Source organism: Pseudomonas sp. FG98 (assembly GCF_057808595.1).
Map to the genome: position 1 here is coordinate 19672 of NZ_JBMDIJ010000036.1, position 20993 is coordinate 40664.

The 20993-nt window shown below is 62.8% G+C and carries 18 protein-coding genes, 2 tRNA genes and 1 pseudogene; 7 read left to right on the plus strand and 14 right to left on the minus strand.

Annotated elements, in window-relative coordinates; all coding sequences use genetic code 11:
- Positions 1-55: 55 nt before the first annotated feature.
- Both ACODSK_RS19755 and ACODSK_RS19760 read right to left on the minus strand, forming a co-directional pair.
- Positions 56-132 (minus strand) — tRNA-Asp (locus ACODSK_RS19755).
- 16 nt (positions 133-148) lie between these two features.
- A tRNA-Val gene (locus tag ACODSK_RS19760) sits at positions 149-224 on the minus strand.
- A 159-nt stretch (positions 225-383) separates the two neighbouring features.
- Here ACODSK_RS19760 and rdgC point away from each other — a divergent pair.
- Both rdgC and sugE read left to right on the plus strand, forming a co-directional pair.
- Positions 384-1304 (plus strand): recombination-associated protein RdgC, encoded by a 921-nt coding sequence (gene rdgC, locus ACODSK_RS19765; protein WP_489018431.1) that lies wholly within the window; start codon positions 384-386, stop codon positions 1302-1304.
- A gap of 231 nt (positions 1305-1535) precedes the next feature.
- Positions 1536-1853 carry a quaternary ammonium compound efflux SMR transporter SugE gene (sugE, locus tag ACODSK_RS19770; RefSeq protein WP_476743836.1) on the plus strand — a complete coding sequence of 106 codons (318 nt, stop codon included), beginning with the start codon at positions 1536-1538 and terminating at the stop codon, positions 1851-1853.
- An 18-nt stretch (positions 1854-1871) separates the two neighbouring features.
- Here sugE and ACODSK_RS19775 read toward each other — a convergent pair whose 3' ends face one another.
- On the minus strand, positions 1872-3746 hold the full coding sequence (locus tag ACODSK_RS19775) for an MFS transporter (RefSeq protein WP_489018433.1): 1875 nt from the start codon (positions 3744-3746) through the stop codon (positions 1872-1874).
- Positions 3747-3948: 202 nt separating this feature from the next.
- On the minus strand, positions 3949-5082 hold the full coding sequence (locus ACODSK_RS19780) for a TDT family transporter (protein WP_489018435.1): 1134 nt from the start codon (positions 5080-5082) through the stop codon (positions 3949-3951).
- Between the two features lie 268 nt (positions 5083-5350).
- Here ACODSK_RS19780 and ACODSK_RS19785 point away from each other — a divergent pair, with 268 nt between their 5' ends.
- Positions 5351-8827, plus strand: coding sequence for a PAS domain-containing hybrid sensor histidine kinase/response regulator (locus ACODSK_RS19785; RefSeq protein WP_489018437.1), 3477 nt, complete (start codon positions 5351-5353; stop codon positions 8825-8827).
- On the opposite strand, the gene ACODSK_RS19790 is transcribed toward ACODSK_RS19785, so the two are convergent.
- Together ACODSK_RS19790 and ACODSK_RS19795 are read right to left on the minus strand one after the other, a co-directional pair.
- Complete coding sequence (locus ACODSK_RS19790; protein ID WP_489018439.1) at positions 8799-10304, minus strand: DNA recombination protein RmuC; 1506 nt, start codon at positions 10302-10304, stop codon at positions 8799-8801. The genes ACODSK_RS19785 and ACODSK_RS19790 overlap by 29 nt on opposite strands.
- A gap of 67 nt (positions 10305-10371) precedes the next feature.
- A pseudogene (locus ACODSK_RS19795) lies at positions 10372-10686 on the minus strand (sel1 repeat family protein); the annotation flags it as partial.
- 953 nt (positions 10687-11639) lie between these two features.
- On the opposite strand from ACODSK_RS19795, the gene ACODSK_RS19800 reads away from it, so the two are divergent.
- From ACODSK_RS19800 to ACODSK_RS19810, 3 genes are all read left to right on the plus strand, one after another.
- On the plus strand, positions 11640-11864 hold the full coding sequence (locus tag ACODSK_RS19800; protein ID WP_489018499.1) for a hypothetical protein: 225 nt from the start codon (positions 11640-11642) through the stop codon (positions 11862-11864).
- Between the two features lie 273 nt (positions 11865-12137).
- On the plus strand, positions 12138-12620 hold the full coding sequence (locus ACODSK_RS19805) for a hypothetical protein (RefSeq protein ID WP_489018441.1): 483 nt from the start codon (positions 12138-12140) through the stop codon (positions 12618-12620).
- A 147-nt stretch (positions 12621-12767) separates the two neighbouring features.
- Positions 12768-14006 (plus strand): OmpP1/FadL family transporter, encoded by a 1239-nt coding sequence (locus ACODSK_RS19810; RefSeq protein ID WP_489018443.1) that lies wholly within the window; start codon positions 12768-12770, stop codon positions 14004-14006.
- Between the two features lie 84 nt (positions 14007-14090).
- Here ACODSK_RS19810 and ACODSK_RS19815 read toward each other — a convergent pair whose 3' ends face one another.
- From ACODSK_RS19815 to ACODSK_RS19825, 3 genes are all read right to left on the minus strand, one after another.
- Positions 14091-15020, minus strand: a complete 930-nt coding sequence (locus ACODSK_RS19815; RefSeq protein WP_489018445.1) for a S1 family peptidase — start codon at positions 15018-15020, stop codon at positions 14091-14093.
- The gene (locus tag ACODSK_RS19820; RefSeq protein WP_489018447.1) at positions 15017-16318 is read right to left on the minus strand and encodes a hypothetical protein; all 1302 of its coding nucleotides are present in this window, start codon (positions 16316-16318) and stop codon (positions 15017-15019) included. Before ACODSK_RS19820 ends, ACODSK_RS19815 begins: the two co-directional genes overlap by 4 nt.
- A 144-nt stretch (positions 16319-16462) precedes the next feature.
- The gene (locus ACODSK_RS19825; protein WP_489018449.1) at positions 16463-17398 is read right to left on the minus strand and encodes a LysR family transcriptional regulator; all 936 of its coding nucleotides are present in this window, start codon (positions 17396-17398) and stop codon (positions 16463-16465) included.
- 122 nt (positions 17399-17520) lie between these two features.
- Here ACODSK_RS19825 and ACODSK_RS19830 point away from each other — a divergent pair, with 122 nt between their 5' ends.
- Positions 17521-17781 carry a DUF2798 domain-containing protein gene (locus tag ACODSK_RS19830; RefSeq protein ID WP_489018451.1) on the plus strand — a complete coding sequence of 87 codons (261 nt, stop codon included), beginning with the start codon at positions 17521-17523 and terminating at the stop codon, positions 17779-17781.
- A gap of 4 nt (positions 17782-17785) precedes the next feature.
- On the opposite strand, the gene ACODSK_RS19835 is transcribed toward ACODSK_RS19830, so the two are convergent.
- The 5 genes from ACODSK_RS19835 to ACODSK_RS19855 all read right to left on the minus strand — a co-directional run bounded on the left by ACODSK_RS19835 (position 17786) and on the right by ACODSK_RS19855 (position 20946).
- Positions 17786-18334, minus strand: coding sequence for a glutathione peroxidase (locus ACODSK_RS19835; protein ID WP_489018453.1), 549 nt, complete (start codon positions 18332-18334; stop codon positions 17786-17788).
- A gap of 39 nt (positions 18335-18373) precedes the next feature.
- On the minus strand, positions 18374-18496 hold the full coding sequence (locus tag ACODSK_RS19840) for a hypothetical protein (protein WP_489018455.1): 123 nt from the start codon (positions 18494-18496) through the stop codon (positions 18374-18376).
- Positions 18493-19695 (minus strand): MFS transporter, encoded by a 1203-nt coding sequence (locus ACODSK_RS19845; protein WP_489018457.1) that lies wholly within the window; start codon positions 19693-19695, stop codon positions 18493-18495. Before ACODSK_RS19845 ends, ACODSK_RS19840 begins: the two co-directional genes overlap by 4 nt.
- 61 nt (positions 19696-19756) lie before the next feature.
- Positions 19757-20161: a MarR family winged helix-turn-helix transcriptional regulator gene (locus ACODSK_RS19850; protein WP_489018459.1), complete on the minus strand. Its 405-nt coding sequence runs from the start codon at positions 20159-20161 to the stop codon at positions 19757-19759.
- Between the two features lie 56 nt (positions 20162-20217).
- On the minus strand, positions 20218-20946 hold the full coding sequence (locus tag ACODSK_RS19855) for an adenosylcobinamide-GDP ribazoletransferase (protein WP_489018461.1): 729 nt from the start codon (positions 20944-20946) through the stop codon (positions 20218-20220).
- Positions 20947-20993: the final 47 nt, after the last annotated feature.

Sequence of the window (20993 nt, forward strand, 5' to 3'; positions counted from 1 at the left end):
TAAGGTCGCTTTCTCTGTTGCTTCCGGGTGTTCAGTGGGCCCTGGAAGCTAAATATGGCGCAGCGGACGGGACTCGAACCCGCGACCCCCGGCGTGACAGGCCGGTATTCTAACCGACTGAACTACCGCTGCGCGTAACACTGAGAAGTGGTGGGTGATGACGGGATCGAACCGCCGACCCTCTGCTTGTAAGGCAGATGCTCTCCCGGCTGAGCTAATCACCCATCGTCTCGGTGTGGCGCGCATTCTACGGAGCACCCCACACTCTGTAAAGCACTTTTTGAAAAAAAATTTTCAGGCGTTCCAACGACTTAGCGGACTTGGCCTGGAAGCATCAGCCGGAGAATAATGCCCCCCTTATATAGAGAGGAGAGATCCGCCCCATGTGGTTCAAAAACCTGCTGAGCTACCGCCTGACCCAGGACATTCCGTTCGATGCCGAAGCACTGGAAGCCGCACTGGCCAGCAAGCCCGCCCGCCCGTGCGCCAGCCAGGAGTTGACCACCTACGGCTTCGTCGCCCCGTTCGGCAAAGGCGAGGACGCTCCCCTGGTGCATGTCAGCGGTGACTTCCTGCTGATCGCCGCACGCAAGGAAGAACGCATCCTGCCTGGCAGCGTCGTGCGCGATGCGGTCAAGGAGAAGGTCGAGGAGATCGAGGCCGAGCAGATGCGCAAGGTCTATAAGAAGGAACGCGACCAGATCAAGGACGAGATCGTCCAGGCCTTCCTGCCGCGTGCCTTTATTCGCCGGGCAATGATCTTCGCCGCCATCGCGCCGAAGCTCGGCCTGATCCTGGTCAACTCGGCCAGCGCCAAGCGCGCCGAAGACCTGCTGTCGACCCTGCGTGAAGTGATGGGCTCGCTGCCGGTGCGTCCGGTGACGGTGAAGATCGCGCCAAGCGCGACCATGACCGACTGGGTGAAGAACCAGCAGGCTGCCCCGGACTTCCATGTCCTCGACGAATGCGAACTGCGCGACACCCACGAGGACGGCGGCATCGTCCGCTGCAAGCGCCAGGACCTGACCAGCGAAGAAATCCAGATGCACCTGGGCACCGGCAAGCAGGTCACCCAGCTGGCCCTGGCCTGGCAGGACAAGCTGTCCTTCGTGCTGGACGACAAGACGGTGATCAAGCGCCTGAAGTTCGAGGAACTGCTGACCGACCAGGCCGAGGAAGACGGCGGCGAGGAAGCGCTGGGCCAACTGGATGCCAGCTTCACCCTGATGATGCTGACCTTCACCGAGTTCCTCCCGGCGCTGTTCGAGGCACTGGGTGGCGAGGAGATTCCGCAGGGGATCTGACATCTCCGGGACCGCTTTGCGGTCCATCGCCGGCAACGCCGGCTCCCACAAGGGTCGGCGGTGCACATGAATCCTGTGGGAGCCGGCGTTGCCGGCGATGGGCCGCAAAGCGGCCCCCGGATTTGCTCAAGGCACCAGAACGGTGCACCATAGCGCCACTGCGAGGACGGCCTCGCGACGCTGCGCGTGAACACCCGGGGACGGCCCCATCACCCTGATGGAGATTCGAGCATGTCCTGGATCATTCTGTTTTTCGCCGGCCTTTTCGAAGTCGGCTGGGCGGTCGGCCTGAAGTACACCGACGGCTTTACCCGCCCCCTCCCCACCGTCCTTACCGTCGCCGCCATGGCCATCAGCCTCGGCCTGCTTGGCCTGGCCATGAAGGAACTGCCGCTGGGTACCGCCTATGCCATCTGGACCGGCGTCGGCGCCGTGGGCACGGTGATCGCCGGGATCATCCTGTTCGGCGAATCCATGGCCCTGGTGCGCCTGGTCAGCGTTGCGCTGATCGTCGCCGGGCTGATTGGCCTGAAGGTCAGCGCCAGCTGACCTTCTTCGCTCAAACCGCTAGCGGACTTCTCCGCGCAACGCCCCTACCCGCTCACGCAACAGCGCCGGCTCCGCTTCCTCGCCAGGAATCGCGGCGCCGGCCACCAGGGTCACCCGCGACCAGAAGCGGCGGAAAAAGCCCTTGGCCGGATCGCGGCTGAAGAAACTGCCCCACAACCCTTGCAGCGCCAGCGGGATCACCGGCACCGGGGTGCGTTGCAGGATCAGCTTGACCCCGCCCTTGAACTCGTCGATCTCGCCATCCCCGGTCAGCTTGCCTTCCGGGAAGATGCACACCAGCTCACCCTCCTCCAGATAGCGGGCGATGCGCTCGAACGCCTGGTCGTAGGTGGCGCGGTCTTCGTTGCGCCCGGCGATGGGAATGGCCCCGGCGGTACGGAAGATGAAGTTGAGCACCGGCAGGTTGTAGATCCGGTAGTACATGACGAACCGCATCGGCCGGCGCACCGCCCCGGCGATCAGCAGCGCATCGACGAAGGACACGTGGTTGCACACCAGCAGCGCCGCGCCCTCGTCGGGAATCCGCTCCAGGTCGCGGTGCTTGACCCGGTACATGGAATGGCTCAGTAGCCAGATCATGAAGCGCATGCTGAACTCGGGGACGATCTTGAAGATGTAGGCGTTGACCGCGATGTTGAGCAGCGACACCACCAGGAACAGCTGCGGAATCTCCAGCCCGGCCACGCCGAGCAGGACGATGGTGACGATGGCCGAGACCACCATGAACAAGGCGTTGAGGATGTTGTTGGCGGCGATCACCCGGGCCCGCTGGTCCTCCGGGGTACGCGCCTGGATCAGCGCGTACAGCGGCACGATGTAGAAGCCGCCGAACACGCCAAGGCCGACGATCGACAGCAGGATCCACCAGGCCTGGCTCATGCCCAGCAGCGCCATCCAGTCGTAAGGCGCGGCGGCGGCCGGGATATCCCCGGAGTGCCACCACCAGAGCAGGCCGAACAGGGTCAGGCCGAAAGAGCCGAAGGGCACCAGGCCGATTTCCACCTTGCGCCCGCTGAGACGTTCGCAGAGCAGCGAGCCCAGGGCGATACCCACCGAGAACAGGGTCAGGACCAGGGTGACTGCGGTTTCATCGCCGTGCAGCCAGAGCTTGGCGTATTCCGGAATCTGGGTCAGGTAGATGGCGCCGACGAACCAGAACCACGAGTTGCCGACGATCGAACGGGACACCGCCGGGGTCTGGCCGAGCCCCATGCGCAGGGTCGCGGCGGTCTGGGAAAAGATGTTCCATTGCAGCTTCAGTTCCGGCGACGCGGCGGCGGCACGAGGAATGAAGCGGCTGGCGAGATAGCCCAGGGCGGCGGTGAGGACGATACCGCTGGCCACCACCGGCGCGTAGCCACTGGCGGACATCATCACCCCGGCGCCGATGGTCCCGGCGAGGATCGCCAGGAAGGTGCCCATCTCCACCAGGCCGTTGCCGCCGACCAGTTCGTCCTCGTGCAGGGCCTGGGGCAGGATCGAGTACTTCACCGGCCCGAACAGCGCCGAATGGGTACCCATGGCGAACAACGCCAGGAGCAGCAACCACAGCTGGTTATAAAGGAAGCCGACGGCGCCGATGGCCATGATCACCACCTCGGCCAGCTTGATGGTGCGGATCAGCGCGTCCTTGGCGTACTTCTCGCCGAACTGCCCGGCCAGTGCCGAAAACAGGAAGAACGGCAGGATGAACAGCAAGGCGCAAAGGTTGACCAGCATCGAACCGTCGCCACCGATGCTGAGTTTGTAGAGGATCGCCAGGATCAACGACTGCTTGTACAGGTTGTCGTTGAAGGCACCCAGGGACTGGGTAATGAAGAAGGGCAAGAAGCGGCGCTTCTTGAGCAAGGCGAACTGGGAGGTGTGGCTCATCGTCCGTGTACCTGTTCGGGGCGTTGGTTATTTGAGGCGCCGAAAGCGGGAAAAGCCACACTTTGCCGGATAACCCTTTCCTGGGGCCAGTCCAAAGGGCCCTATCGCTGGCAATGCCAGCTCCCACAGGTTTCTGTGTCGGGCCTGGATCATGCGTCTGGCCCGGAACCTGTGGGAGCCGGCGTTGCCGGCGATGAGGCCCTCAAGCCGACTTGATGCACGGAGACACGAACAACTCCCCGCGCCAGGCCCCGCACAACGTGCGCCAGCCCACCAGCAACCACATCCCCACCAGCGCCAGCACCAGCACCTCGCCCATCACCTGGAAGAAGCCGATATGCAGCCAGCTCCCCAGCTTCAGGGTCGCCAATGCATAGACCCCCAGCGGAAAGGTGAAGCCCCACCAGCCCAGGTTGAACGGCATGCCCTGGTGCACATGCTTGAGAGTGATCAGCAGCGCCGTCAGCAACCACCAGAAGCCGCAACCCCAGAGCACCATCCCGGCAATCAGACCCAGCCCGCGGGCGGTCTCGCCAAAACCGGCCAGGCCGTTGGTGGCGAAGATCGCCGGCGCATCACCGCCGAGCAGGAGCATGCCCAGGGCACCGGTGCCGATCGGTCCCAGCGCCAGCCAGCTCGACGCGGCCATGTGCGCCGGCGGCAGTTTGTGCAGGGCCATGCGCAGGATGAGGATGGTCAGGATGCTGAACGCCACCGGCAACGACACCGCCCACAGCACATAGCTGGTGACCAGCATGTGCAACTGCCGCGTGCTGTCCGCCAGGTGCGGCGCGAGCAGGCCACCACTGGCCGCCGCTACTTCCGCCGCCACCACCGGCAGCAGCCAGACCGCTGTCATCTGGTCGATGCTGTGTTCCTGGCGGGTGAACATCAGGAACGGAATGGCCACGCCGCAGAGCAGGGCCATGGCCACGTCGATCCACCACAGCGCTTCGATCCAGGGCAGGAGGCCGTCGCCAAAGCGCGGCAAAGCGAACAGCAGTGCACCGTTAAGCACCGTCGCCAGCCCCATGGGAATGGTGCCGAAAAACATCGACACGGTGGAGTGAGCGAAGATCCGCCGCGCTTCGTGGAAGAACATCAGCCAGCGCGCGCCATACAACAGACTGAACAACACCAGGAGTCCGCTGGCCAGCCACCACAAGCCTTCGGCCAGCCCATGCAGCCCGGCAAATGCCTGGGGCAAGGCCAGCGCCAGCACGCCGGTGCCCATGACCACGGCAAACCAGTTCGGGGTGAACTGGCGGATCACTTCCCGCGGATGGGTCAGGCGATTGAAGGGGCGCAAGGGATGGATAGCAGTCTGGCAAGGCATGGCGGTGTGTCTCCTGTCCTCTCATGAGGTGGAAACAACGATACAAACAAAAGTTATATCCATATAACGGTTATTTTCTCTATCTGTTATCGGTTTTGCCGATAAAAGACCGGCCAAATACGCCGTAAGGCGTCTGCAATGCCCTTTGCCTGCGACGCCCTGCCACTGCGACCTTGGTCGGCGCTGACGAAGCCCGGACGGCATGCCAGACTGATTGATCGAGGTGGCTGCCCGCCAGGGCGGCACGGTTTTTCTGTTCGGAGTCTTCATGTCGTTGTCCAGCGGGCTGATCGCGGGAGTCGCCCTGGTCTATATGGCCATCATGTTCGCCATCGCCTTCTACGGCGACCGCCGCGGCACGCCCCTGCCACCGCGCCTGCGTGCCTGGGTCTACAGCCTGTCGCTGGCGGTGTACTGCACCAGCTGGACCTTCTTCGGCGCGGTCGGCCAGGCCGCCGAACAGCTCTGGGCCTTCCTGCCGATCTACCTGGGCCCAGTGCTGCTGCTGATCTTCGCGCCCTGGGTGCTACAGAAGATGGTGCTGATCAGCAAGCAGGAGAACATCACCTCCATCGCTGACTTCATCGCCGCGCGCTATGGCAAGTCGCAGACCCTGGCAGTGGTGGTGGCGCTGATCTGCCTGGTCGGCGTGCTGCCGTATATCGCCCTGCAACTCAAGGGCATCGTCCTCGGCGTCAACCTGCTGATCGGCGCCAATGCCGACGCCACCGGCAGCCGGGTGCAGGACACCGCCCTGGTGATCTCGCTGGTGCTGGCGCTGTTCTCCATCGTGTTCGGCACCCGCAGCCTGGACGTGACCGAGCACCACCGCGGCATGGTCCTGGCCATCGCCTTCGAGGCCATCGTCAAGCTGCTGGCTTTCCTCGCCGTCGGCGCTTTCGTGGTGTTCAACCTGTACGACGGTTTCGACGACCTGTTCAGCCAGGCCCGTGTCGCCCCGGCGCTGGACAGCTATTGGCAGGAGACCATCAACTGGCCGTCGATGATCGTCCAGACCGGCGTGGCGATGATGGCGATCATCTGCCTGCCCCGGCAGTTCCAGGTCACCGTGGTGGAGAATATCGAGCCCCAGGACATGCGCCTGGCGCGCTGGGTATTCCCCATGTACCTGGCCCTGGCCGCGCTGTTCGTGGTGCCGATTGCCCTGGCCGGACAGATGCTCCTGCCCGGCACGGTGATTTCCGACTCCTTCGTCATCAGCCTGCCCCTGGCCGAGGCCCATCCGAGCCTGGCCCTGCTAGCGTTTATCGGTGGCGCCTCGGCGGCTACCGGCATGGTCATCGTCGAGGCGGTGGCGCTGTCGACCATGGTCTCCAACGACATGCTGCTGCCCTGGCTGCTGCGCCGCAACAACGCCGAGCGCCCGTTCGAGGCCTTCCGCAGCTGGATGCTGACGGTGCGCCGAGTGACCATCGTGGTCATCCTCCTGCTCGCCTACGTCAGTTACCGCCTGCTCGGCTCCACCGCCAGCCTGGCGACCATCGGCCAGATCGCCTTTGCCGCAGTCACCCAACTCACGCCCGCCATGCTCGGCGCGCTGTACTGGAAGCAGGCCAACCGTCGCGGTGTGTTCGCCGGCCTCGCCACCGGTACCTTCCTGTGGTTCTACACCCTGGTCCTGCCGATCGCCGCCCACAGCCTGGGCTGGCCGCTGGAAGTGTTCCCCGGCCTGGCCTGGCTGCACGGCAATCCGCTGGGGCTACCAATCACCCCGCTGACCCAGGGCGTGGTGTTGTCCCTGGCCGGCAACTTCACGGTGTTCGCCTGGGTCTCGATCCTCTCGCGCACGCGGGTTACCGAGCACTGGCAGGCCGGGCGCTTCATCGGCCAGCAAAGCAGCTCGCGACCGAGCAACCGCTCGCTGCTGGCGGTGCAGATCGACGACCTGCTGCACCTGGCCGCACGTTTCGTCGGCGAGGAACGGGCGCGGCAGAGCTTTATCCGTTTCGCCTACCGCCAGGGCAAGGGCTTCAACCCCAACCAGAACGCCGACGGCGAATGGATCGAGCACACCGAGCGCCTGCTCGCAGGTGTGCTCGGCACCTCGTCGACCCGGGCGGTGGTCAAGGCGGCCATCGAAGGCCGCGACATGCAGCTGGAAGACGTGGTGCGCATCGCCGACGAAGCCTCGGAAGTGCTGCAGTTCAACCGCGCCCTGCTGCAAGGCGCGATCGAGAACATCAGCCAGGGCATCAGCGTGGTCGACCAGTCGCTGCGACTGGTAGCCTGGAACCGCCGCTACCTGGAGCTGTTCAACTACCCGGACGGGCTGATCAGCGTCGGTCGGCCGATCGCCGACATCATCCGCTACAACGCCGAGCGCGGCCTGTGCGGCCCCGGCGAGGCCCAGGTCCATGTGGCCCGGCGCCTGCACTGGATGCGCCAGGGCCGCGCGCATACCTCCGAGCGCCTGTTCCCCAACGGCCGGGTTATCGAGCTGATCGGCAATCCGATGCCGGGCGGCGGCTTCGTCATGAGCTTCACCGACATCACCCCGTTCCGCGAAGCCGAACAGCTGCTCAAGGACTCCAACGAAAGCCTTGAACAACGGGTCGCCGAGCGCACCCGCGAGCTGTCGCAACTGAACCTGGCGCTGACCGAGGCGAAGAGCCATGCCGAGGCGGCGAACAAATCCAAGACCCGTTTCCTTGCCGCCGTCAGCCACGACCTGATGCAACCGCTGAACGCCGCGCGGCTGTTCTCCGCTGCTCTCTCGCACCAGGCCGAGGGGCTGTCCGAGGAAGCCCAGCAACTGGTCCGGCACATGGACAGTTCGCTGCGCTCGGCGGAAGAACTGATCAGTGACCTGCTGGATATCTCGCGCCTGGAAAACGGCAAGATCACCCCGGACGCCAAGCCCTTTGCCCTTAACGAGCTGTTCGACACCCTGGGCGCGGAGTTCAAGGTGCTGGCTCGCGAGCAGGGCCTGGACTTCCGCGTACGCGGCAGCCGCCTGCGGGTTCAGAGCGACATGAAGCTGCTGCGGCGCATCCTGCAAAATTTCCTGACCAACGCCTTCCGCTACGGCAAGAGTCCGATCCTGCTGGGCGTGCGGCGTAGCCGGGAGCACCTGTGGCTGGAGGTCTGGGACCGCGGCCCAGGTATCGCCGACGACAAGCTGCAAGTGATTTTCGAAGAGTTCAAGCGCCTCGACAGCCACCAGACCCGCGCCGAGAAAGGCCTGGGCCTGGGCCTGGCGATCGCCGACGGCCTGTGCAAGGTGCTTGGCCATCCGCTGGAAGTGCGCTCGTGGACCGGCAAGGGCAGCGTGTTCCGCGTCAGCGTGCCGCTGGCCACCGCCCGCACGCCGGAGCCAGTGAAGACGCCGGAACAGGCCGGACAACCGCTGGCGGGCCTGCAGGTGCTGTGCGTGGACAACGAAGACAGCATCCTGATCGGCATGAACAGCCTGCTCAGTCGCTGGGGTTGCCAGGTGTCCACCGCACGCAACCGCGAGGAGTGCGCGGCGCTGCTGGACAAGGGCCTGCGACCGCACCTGGCGCTGGTGGACTATCACCTCGACGACGGCGAGATCGGCACCGAACTGATGGCCTGGCTACGCACCCGTCTCGGCGAGCCGGTGCCGGGGGTGGTGATCAGTGCCGACGGTCACGGCGAGACCATGGCCAAGGTCCACGCCGCCGGCCTCGACTTCCTCAGCAAGCCGGTCAAGCCGGCGGCCCTGCGTGCCCTGCTCAATCGCCATCTGAGCCTGGTGCAATAAGCCCGTCGTTGGCCGGGTTGCCCTCCCCGGCCATGGCCCGCTCCAGGAGATCGCCCGGCAGGCTCTTGCTGGCCCGGGCGCCGAGCAGCTTGAGTTGCTCGCTGCGACTGATCAGGTTGCCGCGCCCTTCGCAGAGCTTGTTGCGCGCCGCCGCATAGGCCTTGTCCACCTGTTGCAGACGATTGCCCAGCTCGTCCAGGTCCTGGATGAACAGAACGAACTTGTCGTACAGCCAGCCGGCGCGTTCGGCGATTTCCCGGGCGTTCTGGCTCTGCCGCTCCTGCTTCCACAGGCTGTCGATGACCCGCAGGGTGGCCAGCAGGGTGGTCGGGCTGACGATGACGATCTGCCGGTCGAAGGCTTCCTGGAACAGGCCCGGCTCGGCCTGCAACGCCGCCGAGAACGCCGCTTCGATGGGCACGAAGAGCAGGACGAAATCCAGGCTGGTGAGGCCGTCGAGGCGGTTGTAGTCCTTGCTCGACAGGCCTTTGACGTGACTGCGCAGGGAGTGCACGTGCTGCTTGAGGGCGGCCTGGGCAACATCGTCCTCGCTGGCGCCGATGAACTGCTGGTAGGCGGTGAGGCTGACCTTGGAGTCCACCACCACCTGCTTGTCGCCGGGCAGCATGATCAGCACGTCGGGCTGGAAGCGCTCGCCATCGGCGCTCTTCAGGCTGACCTGGGTCTGGTACTCGCGGCCTTTTTCCAGGCCGGCGTGTTCGAGGACCTTCTCCAGGATCAGTTCGCCCCAGTTGCCCTGGGTCTTCTGGCCCTTGAGCGCCTGGGTGAGGTTGGTTGCTTCGTCGCTCAGGCGCAGGTTGAGCTGTTGCAGGCGCTCCAGTTCCTTGCCCAGGGAGAAGCGCTCGCGGGCTTCCTGCTGGTAGCTCTCTTCCACGCGTTTCTCGAAGGCCTGGATGCGTTCCTTGAGCGGGTCGAGCAACTGGCCGAGGTGCTGCTGGCTGGTCTGGGCGAAACGCTGTTCGCGCTCGTCGAAGATCTTCGTCGCCATCTCGGCGAACTGGGCGCGCAATTCATCCCGCGAGCCTTGCAGGTCGGCGAGGCGTTGCGCATGGCTGTCCTGCTGCTCGCGCAGTTCGGCGTCAAGGGCAGCGCAACGGGCGTCAAGACGACGCAGCTCGGCTTCACGGGCGCTGCGTTCGAGATTCCAGGCATGGGCCGCGTCGCGGGCGTTGTCGCGATCGATCTGCAGCAGGTCCAGTTCCCGGGCCTGGGCCGCCAGGCTGGCCTGCTTGGCGCTGTTGGCCTGGCTGAGGTCGCTGATTTCGTCGCGGCTGGCGTCCAGTTGCGCCTGCAGGCCTTCCTGGGCCAGCAGGGCGCCGCTCAGACGCTCTTCCTGCAAGGCCAATTGCGCCTGGCGCTCGCTGTGCTGACGCTGCCAGCGCACCAGCACCACGGTCGCGGGGACCGCCGCCAGCAACATACCCAGCACCAGGCTGGTCAGATCCATTGCAACCATCGACAGCATGCTCATCCCTCGGAAAAAATCCCGCTGAGCTTACCAGTCCGGCTGCTCAGTCGCGCAGCAATTGGCGCAGCTCCAGTTGCGCGCGATGATCGCCAGCGCGGGCGGCCTGACGCAGCAGCTCGTGGCCGATGCGGCGATCGCGGGCATTACCGCAATCGCGGCAGAGCATCTGCCCGAGGCGACTTTGCGCCACCACCACGCCCTCCCGTGCCGGTTGCTTGAGCAGGCGTCCGGCGAAGTGCTTGACCTGGGGTTTGTCGCCCAGCCGCGGGCTGTCGAGCAGCCACAAGGCCACCTTCAAGGACAGGCGCCTGGGTTCGACGAGAGGGTTTTCAGGAGGATTTGACTCGGTGGATCGACCGCGAAACTTCATAAAAACAGGCAGGACACTTCTTGGGGCGCGCACTCTATCTGATTTTTCCGACGACCGCTCGCGCCATTTCTGAAGTTTTTTAAGAAATTTCTGATGTTTTTTCTTGACCTTTCCGAGGTGATTTTTTAGCCAGTAGTCACAGGGTGAGGAATTGTCCGACAGCCTTCGACTTGCTGGCACGCCCGTCCTAGAGCAAGCGCTCGGGACAATCCACAGAAGCTGTGGATAACTCAGTGGACAACCGCTCCGGACACCCCGCAAACCCCGGTAGAATGGGGCCTGCGCTCAAACTGTCGATTTTTTCACCAGCTAAAAAAAGTGTTTTTTTTCATTGACTTGTCGGATCGGAACGGTCAATGGGGGAGCTATGCAGGGGCATTACAAAGATGTGACACAAGTCGCCCCAAGTGTGTACAAGCGCCCCAAAGCGAGGCGATCCACCGCACCATCGCGGCCGTTGCCGGGTAGAGACGGGGCTTCCCACAGACGATCAAACTCGACATAATGCTCGGCTCGCCGGCAGAACGATGAAATCACTTGCCAGCGACAACGGAAGCCGGTATCTTCGCCGCCGTTAGTTACCAAGCTGAAAGTCAATTCTGGCCAAAGCGGTCCTTGCAGCATCGCCCTCCCACTCACAGGGCCATCCTGTTGAAACCAGGACCCGCCAACCGAAAAGCTCCCCAGGCACATCCATACCGCCCTGCCGAGCCCTACCAGCAGACTGAACAGGATCCTCACCCAGAGGCGCAGAACCTATTGCCCTGGTGTGTTGCCCGTCTTCCGAAGTATCTACCAGTCAGCCCCAGCGCCACCTTTTTATTGCGCTCATCACTGGCTGCCCTGTTCCAGGGGTTCTGCCGCATTTTGGCCTTAAAGGCCCGCGTCACTGGAACGTTTGAAATATATACGGCTCAAACTTGCCGTATCTCATGCAGGAACGTCCAACAATGATGAATCACAACGCCCATACCCAAGCGGCCATCCGCACCCTGTCCCAGGCTTTCGCACCGCTGAATTGCATCATCCTTGCCTCGCGCAAGAACAGCTTCAGCTTCACCCTGGTCGATGAACATGGCATCGCCCAGCACAGCGAGCGCCTGTACCCCGAGCAATACAACCGTGCCGAGCCGCTGCAGGCGGTAATCGACCGGACCCGCCAGGCGCTGATCGCCTGATGGGCCAGACCTCGCAAAGCCCCTCGTTCGAGGGGCTTTTGCCATCTGCACCACCCTCTCGCATCCGTTGAAAAGCCCCCGCCTGTTAAGTACCGATCGGCATATGATCTATAACGAAATGCCGGAAATGATTTAAAAACAGCCCTTTACAGCCGAAATATGACACTACACTTCAACTCAAGCGGACCTGTCCGCTTCCGGCGGGCCTGACCCCGACCCACCCTGCTGCCAAGCACCAGCGTCCCGCCGGCCACCTTCCTGTTCGAGGGCATCATGGGAATCGCCGCGAGCGAGTTGAGCCAATACGTGATCCGGCCGACGCTGATCTACCTGGACCGCCACAGCCCCTGCGCCGAAGCCTTGCTGCTCGGCGTGGCGGCCAGCCAGTCGGCCCTCGGCGCCGCCCTTCACGATCGCCGCGGTCATGGTCTGTACCGGATAGGCGAGGTGCGTCACCAATCGATCTGGGATCACTTTCTTGCCCGCGACCCGGAACTGGCGAGTCTGGTTCGCGGTCTGGCTAGTCAGCATGCTTTTCTCAACGGCCCGCACCTGGAACTGACGGTGAATCTGCGTTACGCCACCGCCATAGCATGGATGCTGATCGAAGAGCAGGCGCCTCGTTTACCGGAAGCCGACGACCTGCTCGGCCTGGCAAAAATCTGGCGTCAGATTTTCCAGCCGCAAGGCCGGCTGCGCGACTTCACACAGGCCTGGCAGGCCTGCATCGCCCCCGTGGAACATCAGGCATGTTAGGAAAACGACTACAACAACCAACGGAATAAATTGCCAACTCTGGTCGGATTGTCCTACAAAACCGCTCTATCTCCTGCGTTCTGGCCTATAGCGCGGTCCGAAAAATGTTGGTAATTTGCCGCCCGGTGATCCTCTGGAGTTCTAATAATGAAAAAAGTCACACTCATCAAAAGCACCCTCGCCATTGCCGTAACCCTGGCCTCTTCCCACCTGCTTGCCAGCGGTTTCGCGCTCAACGAACAAAGCATCAGCGGCATGGGCACCGGTTTTGCCGGCCGTTCCTCTGCAGCCGATGACGCCAGCACCGTGTACGGCAACCCTGCCGGCATGTCGCGGCTGAAGCGTGAACAAGTCACCGTCGGCGGCGCTGCCGTGATCGCCAAGACCGACATCAAGCAAACCGGCGGTGTTGCCGGCTCCAACGACGGCGACATGGTTCCCGTGGTTGGCGTACCCATGGGTTACTACGTCAAGCCGCTCGACGACAACTGGAGCGTCGGCCTGGGCATGTACGTGCCGTTCGGCCTGGTCACCGACTACGAAAGCGGCTTTGCCGGCCGCTACCATGGCAGCAAGAGCGAAGTGCAGGTCGTCACCCTGCAGCCGACTGTCAGCTACGCCTTCAACGACAAGGTGTCCATCGGCTTCGGCCCGACCATCAACCGCATCGATGGCACCCTGGAATCTGCCGTTCCAAGCCTCGCAGGTGACGGCAAGGTCAAGATCTCCGGTGACGACACCGCGATCGGCTACAACATCGGTGTCCTCGTCCAGGCCACCGACAGCACCCGCATCGGCCTGACCTACCACTCGATGGTCGACTACAAGCTCGAAGGCAAGACCAAGATCGCTGGCCGCGGCTTCGGCCCTTTCAATGGCAGCAGCTTCGATGCCTCGCTGAAGATCAAGACCCCGGAGTCGGTGGACCTGTCCATCACCCACGAACTGGATGACCAGTGGACGATCTACGCGGGCAGCACCTGGACCCGCTGGAGCCGCCTGGAAGCCATCACCGTGCAGAACACCGGCGTACCGGCAGCCCTTGCACCGTCCTTCGGCACCATCAGCGAAGAACAGAAGTGGCACGACACCTGGGCCCATGCCATCGGCGCGTCCTACAAGCTGAACAAGGAATGGGTACTGCGCACCGGCTTCACCGTCGACCAGTCGCCAACCAACAACGTCAACCGCTCGCCACGCATCCCGACTGGCGATCGCAAGATCATCAGCTTCGGCGCCGGCTACAGCCCGAACGACGACGTGACCATCGATCTGGCCTACTCCTACCTGTGGGAAGAGGACGCCAAGATCAACCAGACCGGCTACCAGGCCAAATACGAAAACAGTGCACACGGCCTGGGCGCGTCCCTGACCTACCGCTTCTGATTTCGCTTCTGGCTGCATGAAAAAACCGCCTTCGTTGGCGGTTTTTTCATGGGTATCCATAAAAGCTCAGTGGAGTTAGTTGACCTAGCAAGTCGGAGGCTCACAAGGCGGAAGCTCAGGTTTCAAAGCCTGCGTATTCACGTGAACTCCAACTTGGGAGCGAATCCAGGCTAATCGCTCTGCGTCGAGCAACGTCACTATGGTCCCCCCTCCACATTGTGCAGACAATCCGGAGGCTCGAGAGGTGATCCCGACCAATCTGTACTGGGCGAACTGGCTACGTACGTAGACAGGCCCACCGCTATCTCCGGGACAGGAATCGAACGAGCCCTGCGGATGCCGCGCGAACAGTTCCCGACCGGGCTCACAATTTTCCGCACCGGGTATCGGTGTCACGCCGCACCGTGCCGACACGACCTCCACATCGGCGTACAATTTGCGGCCCGTGCCAGCTTTACCGTCATTGCCGAACCCGGCAATCCGCACATACCTTGCCTCGCCCAGCCCACTCAGCGAAGAGATGGCAATCGGAACGGCCGGAGAGATCAACGCTTTTTTCAGTTTGATCACCATCAAATCGCGACCAGCAAGGTTGCGTCCTTGTGCGACTGCCCCGGGATCCATAACCACAAAGGAATTGACTCCAACCGACTGAACTTCCGGTACACCAACGGCCGGATGCCTCGCATAACCCTCAACCCCAAGGCTTAAGGCCTGGCTCAACGTGGATGCCGCCGTAACCCGTACCGGCACCAACTTTCGGTAACCGCAGTGAGCCGCTGTTAGTACCGCATCCGGGCTAACCAGTACTCCAGAGCAGAACGTCTGTTCCGAGCCACTTTTGAACTCCACCACAACAGTCTCGGAGAACTCGCCCTCCCTCGCCTTGTTACCGTTTTTGATCAGGATATCGGAAGACTTATCGACCATCGCCGCGCTCATCACCGAGGCTTGGCTATTAGCCATAACTGCCCCTGCCAGAACACCGATGACCACCCTCTGACACAGATTCATTGCGACACCACACAATCGCCAGGTTGATCAATGAACGTCACAGGGATGCCCATTTGTGAAAACAGTGGCTCGGCGGCAGAAATCGATGCGGCGGCAGTGACCCTCGCGGATGCGAAGGCGAGGATGGCATCCCTCTGTACTTTCGCGGAAGCTGCTGGTTTCAATGCCATTGTGCTGATGCACGCATCATGGGCATCCTTGGCTAAGCCGACGTCGGCAATGGCTTTCACAACCGCGCTAGCGGCATTAGCTCTCGCCGTATTATCAGCGACTCTCGCCGCGTCTTCCGCAACCGCTCGCTTGCTGGAGTCCAGCGAGTCAACCAGGTTTTTTGCCGTGGTGTCAGCCGAGCCTTCGAGCGCCGCCCCCAACACACCGAGCAGTTTGCTGCCTGCGGTAGTTTCCAGGAGTCCAGCCACTACGGTAAAGGGTGTGGTCTTGTCCGCTGGCAAGGTAAACCAAGGACTGTCCCAGGCATTTCGCCCCTCACCGGCGCCATTTGGATAAAGCAAATCAGCATTCACCCACGCTTGCCCAACAGGCACATCCGATTGCACCACGGAAAATCCGCTCTTCAGATTGTCGAGCAATGCCTTGGATGCATCAAACCCGGCAACTGTGAGGACGACCGCCTTGGAACTCGATCGGGGCAACCATCCCTTAGCCAGACGCTCTCCATAGTAGAAAGCGCGTAAGCGAAAGGCGACCTTGGAGCCGTCAGGAGAGCGGACCGCTTTCAACTCGGCAAAGAAACTCGGTTTTTCTGCCAGCATCGCACCACTTGTAACAAGACTATGCTTTGCCGAGGCAATCACATTTGGCAACCTTGCAATGGCTTTCTGCGCTGGTTCTCCTTGGCTCCCATTGGCGCGCGCCACCGCCAACCAGGGTAGCGGCAAGATATCCTCCAGCTTGACCGCTGAGTCAAGGAAGTCTGCTGAGTCAGTAAAAACGGAGCCATAAACCACATGCAAACATCCGTTCAAGTCTTCGCCCTTGTCAAAGTTCAATGTCGAGGCAAACCTAGCGTCTGAATCTTCACCATATTTCTTCAAACCGGTGCCGATAACCTTCAAACCACCAGAAACCACATTGGTCAGCAGCGGAACCAGCAGAGGGTTCAGGTTCGACGCCTGGGTGTTGAGACAGTCACCCTTAAACACACGAAAACCTGAGGAAGTGCCCGCAGCGACACCACCGGAACCCGGACTAACTGACCCATGACCAGGAGAGTTTGCACATCCTGTCAGCACTCCCATCAATAACGCGCAGTAACCCCACAAACTAATACGTTCCATCGTCGCGTCCTCTGCTATGCAATGATCGAAGGCAATAGCTCCCATCACTTCCTCGGAGCTCTAAATCCATATTAGCTGTTACGCTAAATTATGCTGCGCAACTAAAATCGATCGTTATCCTGCCCCCCATGATCAGCGAAAGCCTCAAACGAGCCCTTTCACCCTCCAGTCCTTACCCAAGCTGGCCACGAGAAAGTCCATGAACGCACGCACCTTCGGCGTCATGGCAAAGCGGTCGGTGACGCACAGGTAGACGTCCATCGGCTCGGTCTGGGCATAGGCGCGACCACCACCCGCTTCCTCGAACAACGGCACCAGTTCGCCACGTTGCAGGTAGGGCCGGGCGACGAACTCGGCGAGACGGCTGATACCGCCATCGCGTACGGCCATCTGCGCCAGTACATCGATATCGTCGCTGATCAACACATCGCCGAACTCGGCATCGAAACGCAGCCCGTCACGAACAAAGCCCCAGCGCAGAAAGCGCCCGTCCACCGGGTAGCGGAACACCAGGCAGCGGCGCTGCTTGAGTTCCTCGGGGCTTTGCGGCCAGCCCTCGCGGGCCAGGTAGCCCGGCGAAGCGCAGCAGATGAACGGCACCTGGGCGATATGCCGGGCCAACAGGCCATCCTCCAGTTGCGGGGTGATACGCAGACTGACATCCACCCCTTGCCGGGCGTGATCGACCTTGGCATCACTCGTAAGCAATTCGATTGAAAGATGGGGATAGAGCGCACTGAACTCCGGGATCAGGCGCGCCAGCACATGTCGTCCGAACGCCGAGGTGCTGGCGATGCACAAGCGGCCCCGCGGCTCGCTGTCTGCCGTGGTGATGGCCAGTTGTGCCTCTTCCAGGTCACGCTCGATATGCCGGACCTTGTCGTAGTACAGGCTGCCACTGGGAGTCAGCACCATGCTGCGGGTAGTACGCGACAACAGCCGCACCTGCAGATGCGCCTCGAGCCGGGCGATGTTCTGGCTTACCGCTGCGGCGCTCAACCCCAGGCTGCGCGCCCCGCCGGCAATGCTCCCGGCCTCGACCACCTTGATGAAGCTCTTGATCAGGCCGAGCAGGTTCACGGGGCGATCTCCAAAGGATTCGTAAGTTTTCCTTTATAAAGACCTAACCCTTGGCCGTCTACTTGCTCGCCAGGCGCCTTGCTAACCTGCGCCGACTCACCCAAGCCCTGAAGGAGGGTCGCATGCAATCACAGGCCACAACCCGCCCCCGCAAGCTCGGCGCCCGCGCCACGCCTTATGTCTTCGCTTTCTATATGTCCTCGATCATGGCCATGCTGATGTGCTTCGTGATCACTGCTGCCAACAGCGGAATCGGCGAGCAGTACCTGAGCAACGTGCTCAAGGCCTATCAACTGGCCATGCCGGTAGCCTTCGCCTGCGTGCTGGTGGTGCGCCCGATCGTGATCAAGCTGGTGGCACTGACCGTACACCCGGGCAAATGAACACTCAGGGTCGCGAGGCGATGGCCTTTTCGATGGCGGCCCGGAAGTCCGGATCGTCAGGCTTGGTCAGGCTGGAGAAACTGGCCACCACCTTGCCTTGGCGATCGACCACGTACTTGTAGAAATTCCACTTCGGCGCGGCGCTCTGGCTGGCCAGTTCGCGGAACAGCGGAATGGCGCCATCGCCGCGCACTTTTTGCGCCTCGGTCATGGTGAAGGTCACGCCGTAGTTGGCGTAGCAGACCTTGGCGGTCTTCTCGCTGTCGGCGTCTTCCTGCTTGAAGTCGTTGGACGGCACGCCAAGCATCTCCAGGCCCTTGCCGTGGTACTCCTTGTAGACCGACTCCAATCCCTCGAACTGCGGGGCGAAACCGCAGTAGCTGGCGGTATTGACCACCACCAGCGGCTTGCCACCGAACTGCTGGCACAGATCGATGCTTTCCTTGGCCCGCAACTTGGGCAGGTCGCCCTGAAGCAGGGCCGGGCAGCCATCGGCCAGGGCGAAGCCGCTGAAGCCAAGGGTCAGGGCAGCGATCAACAGGCGTGCTTGCATGACGTTTCTCCTTTCGCGGTACGAAAGATCAGAGTACGCCTAACACACGCCCATGCCCAACTGCATCAGCGCCAGGCCGCCGCGCTGCCAGCCCCACCAGGCCAGGGCCAGCAGCGCGACCGTCAGGCCGAGGCCAAGCAGCCAGCCCCGCACCGGACTCATGCCGAAGCGGCCTGCAAACGGGCTACCGGGCGCTCGCGCACCGGCCAGTTCAAGGCACCGGCCAACAGGCTGAGGAGGATGGAGATCTGCCAGACCAGGTCGTAGCTGCCGGTCTGGTCATACACCACCCCGCCCAGCCAGCCGCCGAGGAAGGCTCCCAACTGATGGAGCAGGAACACGATCCCGCCGAGCATCGACAGGTTGCGCACGCCGAACAGGGTGGCCACGGTGCCATTGGTCAGCGGTACGGTGGACAGCCACAGCAGGCCCATGGCGATACCGAACAGATAAGCGCTGAACTGGGTCACCGGCGCCCACAGGAACAGCACGATCACCACCGCCCGCAGCAGGTACAGCGCGGTCAGCAGGCGCGGCTTGGACATGCGCCCGCCGAGCCAGCCAGCGGTGTAGGTGCCGACGATATTGAATAGCCCGACCAGGGCCAGCACGGTGGTCCCGGTGGTCGCCGGCAGGTGCTGGTCGACCAGGTAGGCCGGCAGGTGCACGCCGATGAACACCACCTGGAAACCGCAAACGAAGAAGCCCAGGGCCAGCAGCCAGAAACCACTGTGCGAACAGGCTTCGCGCAGGGCCTCGCCGAGGGTTTGCTCATGGCCTTGCGCGGGCAGCGGGCGGTCCTTGAGCATGCCCACCAGCGGCACGATAAAGGCCACCATCAGGCCCAGCACCAACAGCGCCGCCGCCCAGCCCAGTGCATTGATCAGGCCCAGGGTGCCGGGAAGCATGGCGAACTGGCCGAAGGAGCCGGCAGCGCTGGCGATACCCATGGCCAGGCTACGCTGCTCGGGAGCCACCGCACGACCGACCACCCCGAGGATGACCGAGAACGAGGTGCCGGAAAGACCGATACCGATCAACAGGCCAGCACTCAGGGACAGCGATACCGGGGAATCCGACATCCCCATCAGCACCAGGCCGACGGCATAGAGAATGCCACCGATGATCACCACCTTCGCCGCCCCCAGCCGGTCCGCCAAGGCGCCGGCGAACGGCTGGGCCAGGCCCCAGACCAGGTTCTGCAAGGCGATGGCGAAGGCGAACACCCCGCGGCCCCAGCCGAATTCGGCGCTCATCGGCGCGAGGAACAGGCCGAAGCCGTGTCGCACGCCCAGCGACAGCGCGAGGATCAGGGCCGCGCCCAGAAGTACCCAGCCACTGGTACGCCATACGGAAGTCATTGTTCTTCTCTCCTGTTGCGCAAGGTTGCGGGTATATACCCGCTTCAGGTCGTGAAAAAGCTCAGGCCAATTGTTTCAGCAGGCGGATCAGTTCATCGCGCTGATCCGTTCCCAATGTTGCCACCAGGCCTTCCTGGGCTTTTTCCCAGGCCGGCTCGGCGTCACGTACCCGCTGCGCGCCCTCGGCGGTAAGCAGCACCACGCGGTTGCGCAAGTCATCACCCTCGGCCAGGGCTACCAGGCCTTCGGCCTCCAGCACCTTGAGGTTGCGCCCCAGGGTGCTGCGGTCCAGGCCCATGGCTTCGGCCAGGGACGAGATGCTCGGTTTGTCCAGGCGTTGCAGGTGCCGCAGCAGGGAAAACTGGGCGACATTGATGCCGAAGCCTTCGAGGGCCTCGTCGTAATGCCGGCTCACCCCTCGGGCAGCGCGACGCAGGTGGGTGCAGATGCAGATACTGGTCAACATGAATGCGTGTATATACCCGCATCCCGGGAGGACGCAAGAGAAAGTTACGGAATATTTCAGGAAAGGCGCAGGGCGAGGCTCAGCAGCACGGCCAGTTCGAGCAGTTCCAGCAAGGCGCCAGCGGTGTCGCCGGTGGTGCCGCCGAGGCGGCGCAGCATCGAGCGACGCAGGGCGAAAAACACCAGGACCGCGACCAGCAACGGCAGCCAGCCACCCAGCAGCAGGCTGCCGATGGCGCTGGCTCCAAGTACCCACAAGGCACTGTGCCGGGGCAGATGATCCTTGAGCGCCTGGCCCAGTCCGCCACGGCGTACGTAGGGGGTATCGAGGAACAGCGCCAGCATCGCCGCCCGGCCCATCACCGGCGCGAGGATCAGCAATGCGCCCTGCCCGACCTCGACCAGCGCCAGCAGCGCGCAGAATTTCAGCAGCAGGACCAGCACCAGGGTGACCACGGCGATGGGGCCGCTGCGCGGGTCCTTCATGATGGTCAGGGTGCGCTCGCGATCGCCGAAGCCACCGAGCCACGCGTCGGCGCTATCGGCCAGGCCGTCCAGGTGCAGGCCGCCGCTCAGGCAAACCCAGGCCGCCAGCAGCAGGGCGGCATGCAACAGCGGCTGGGTGCCCTGGAGCAAGGTGTCCAGGCCCCAGAGCAGCACGCCGAACAACAGGCCCACCACGGGATAGAACAGCAGCGAGCGGCCGTTCTGCTCGGGGGAAGGCATGCCCGGCAAGGTCACCGGCAGGCTGCTGAGAAATTGCAGGGCGATCCAGAATGGCAGCATTGGCCGATCTCTTCCTGAAGACATAAACCGGAACCGTGTGGGAGCTG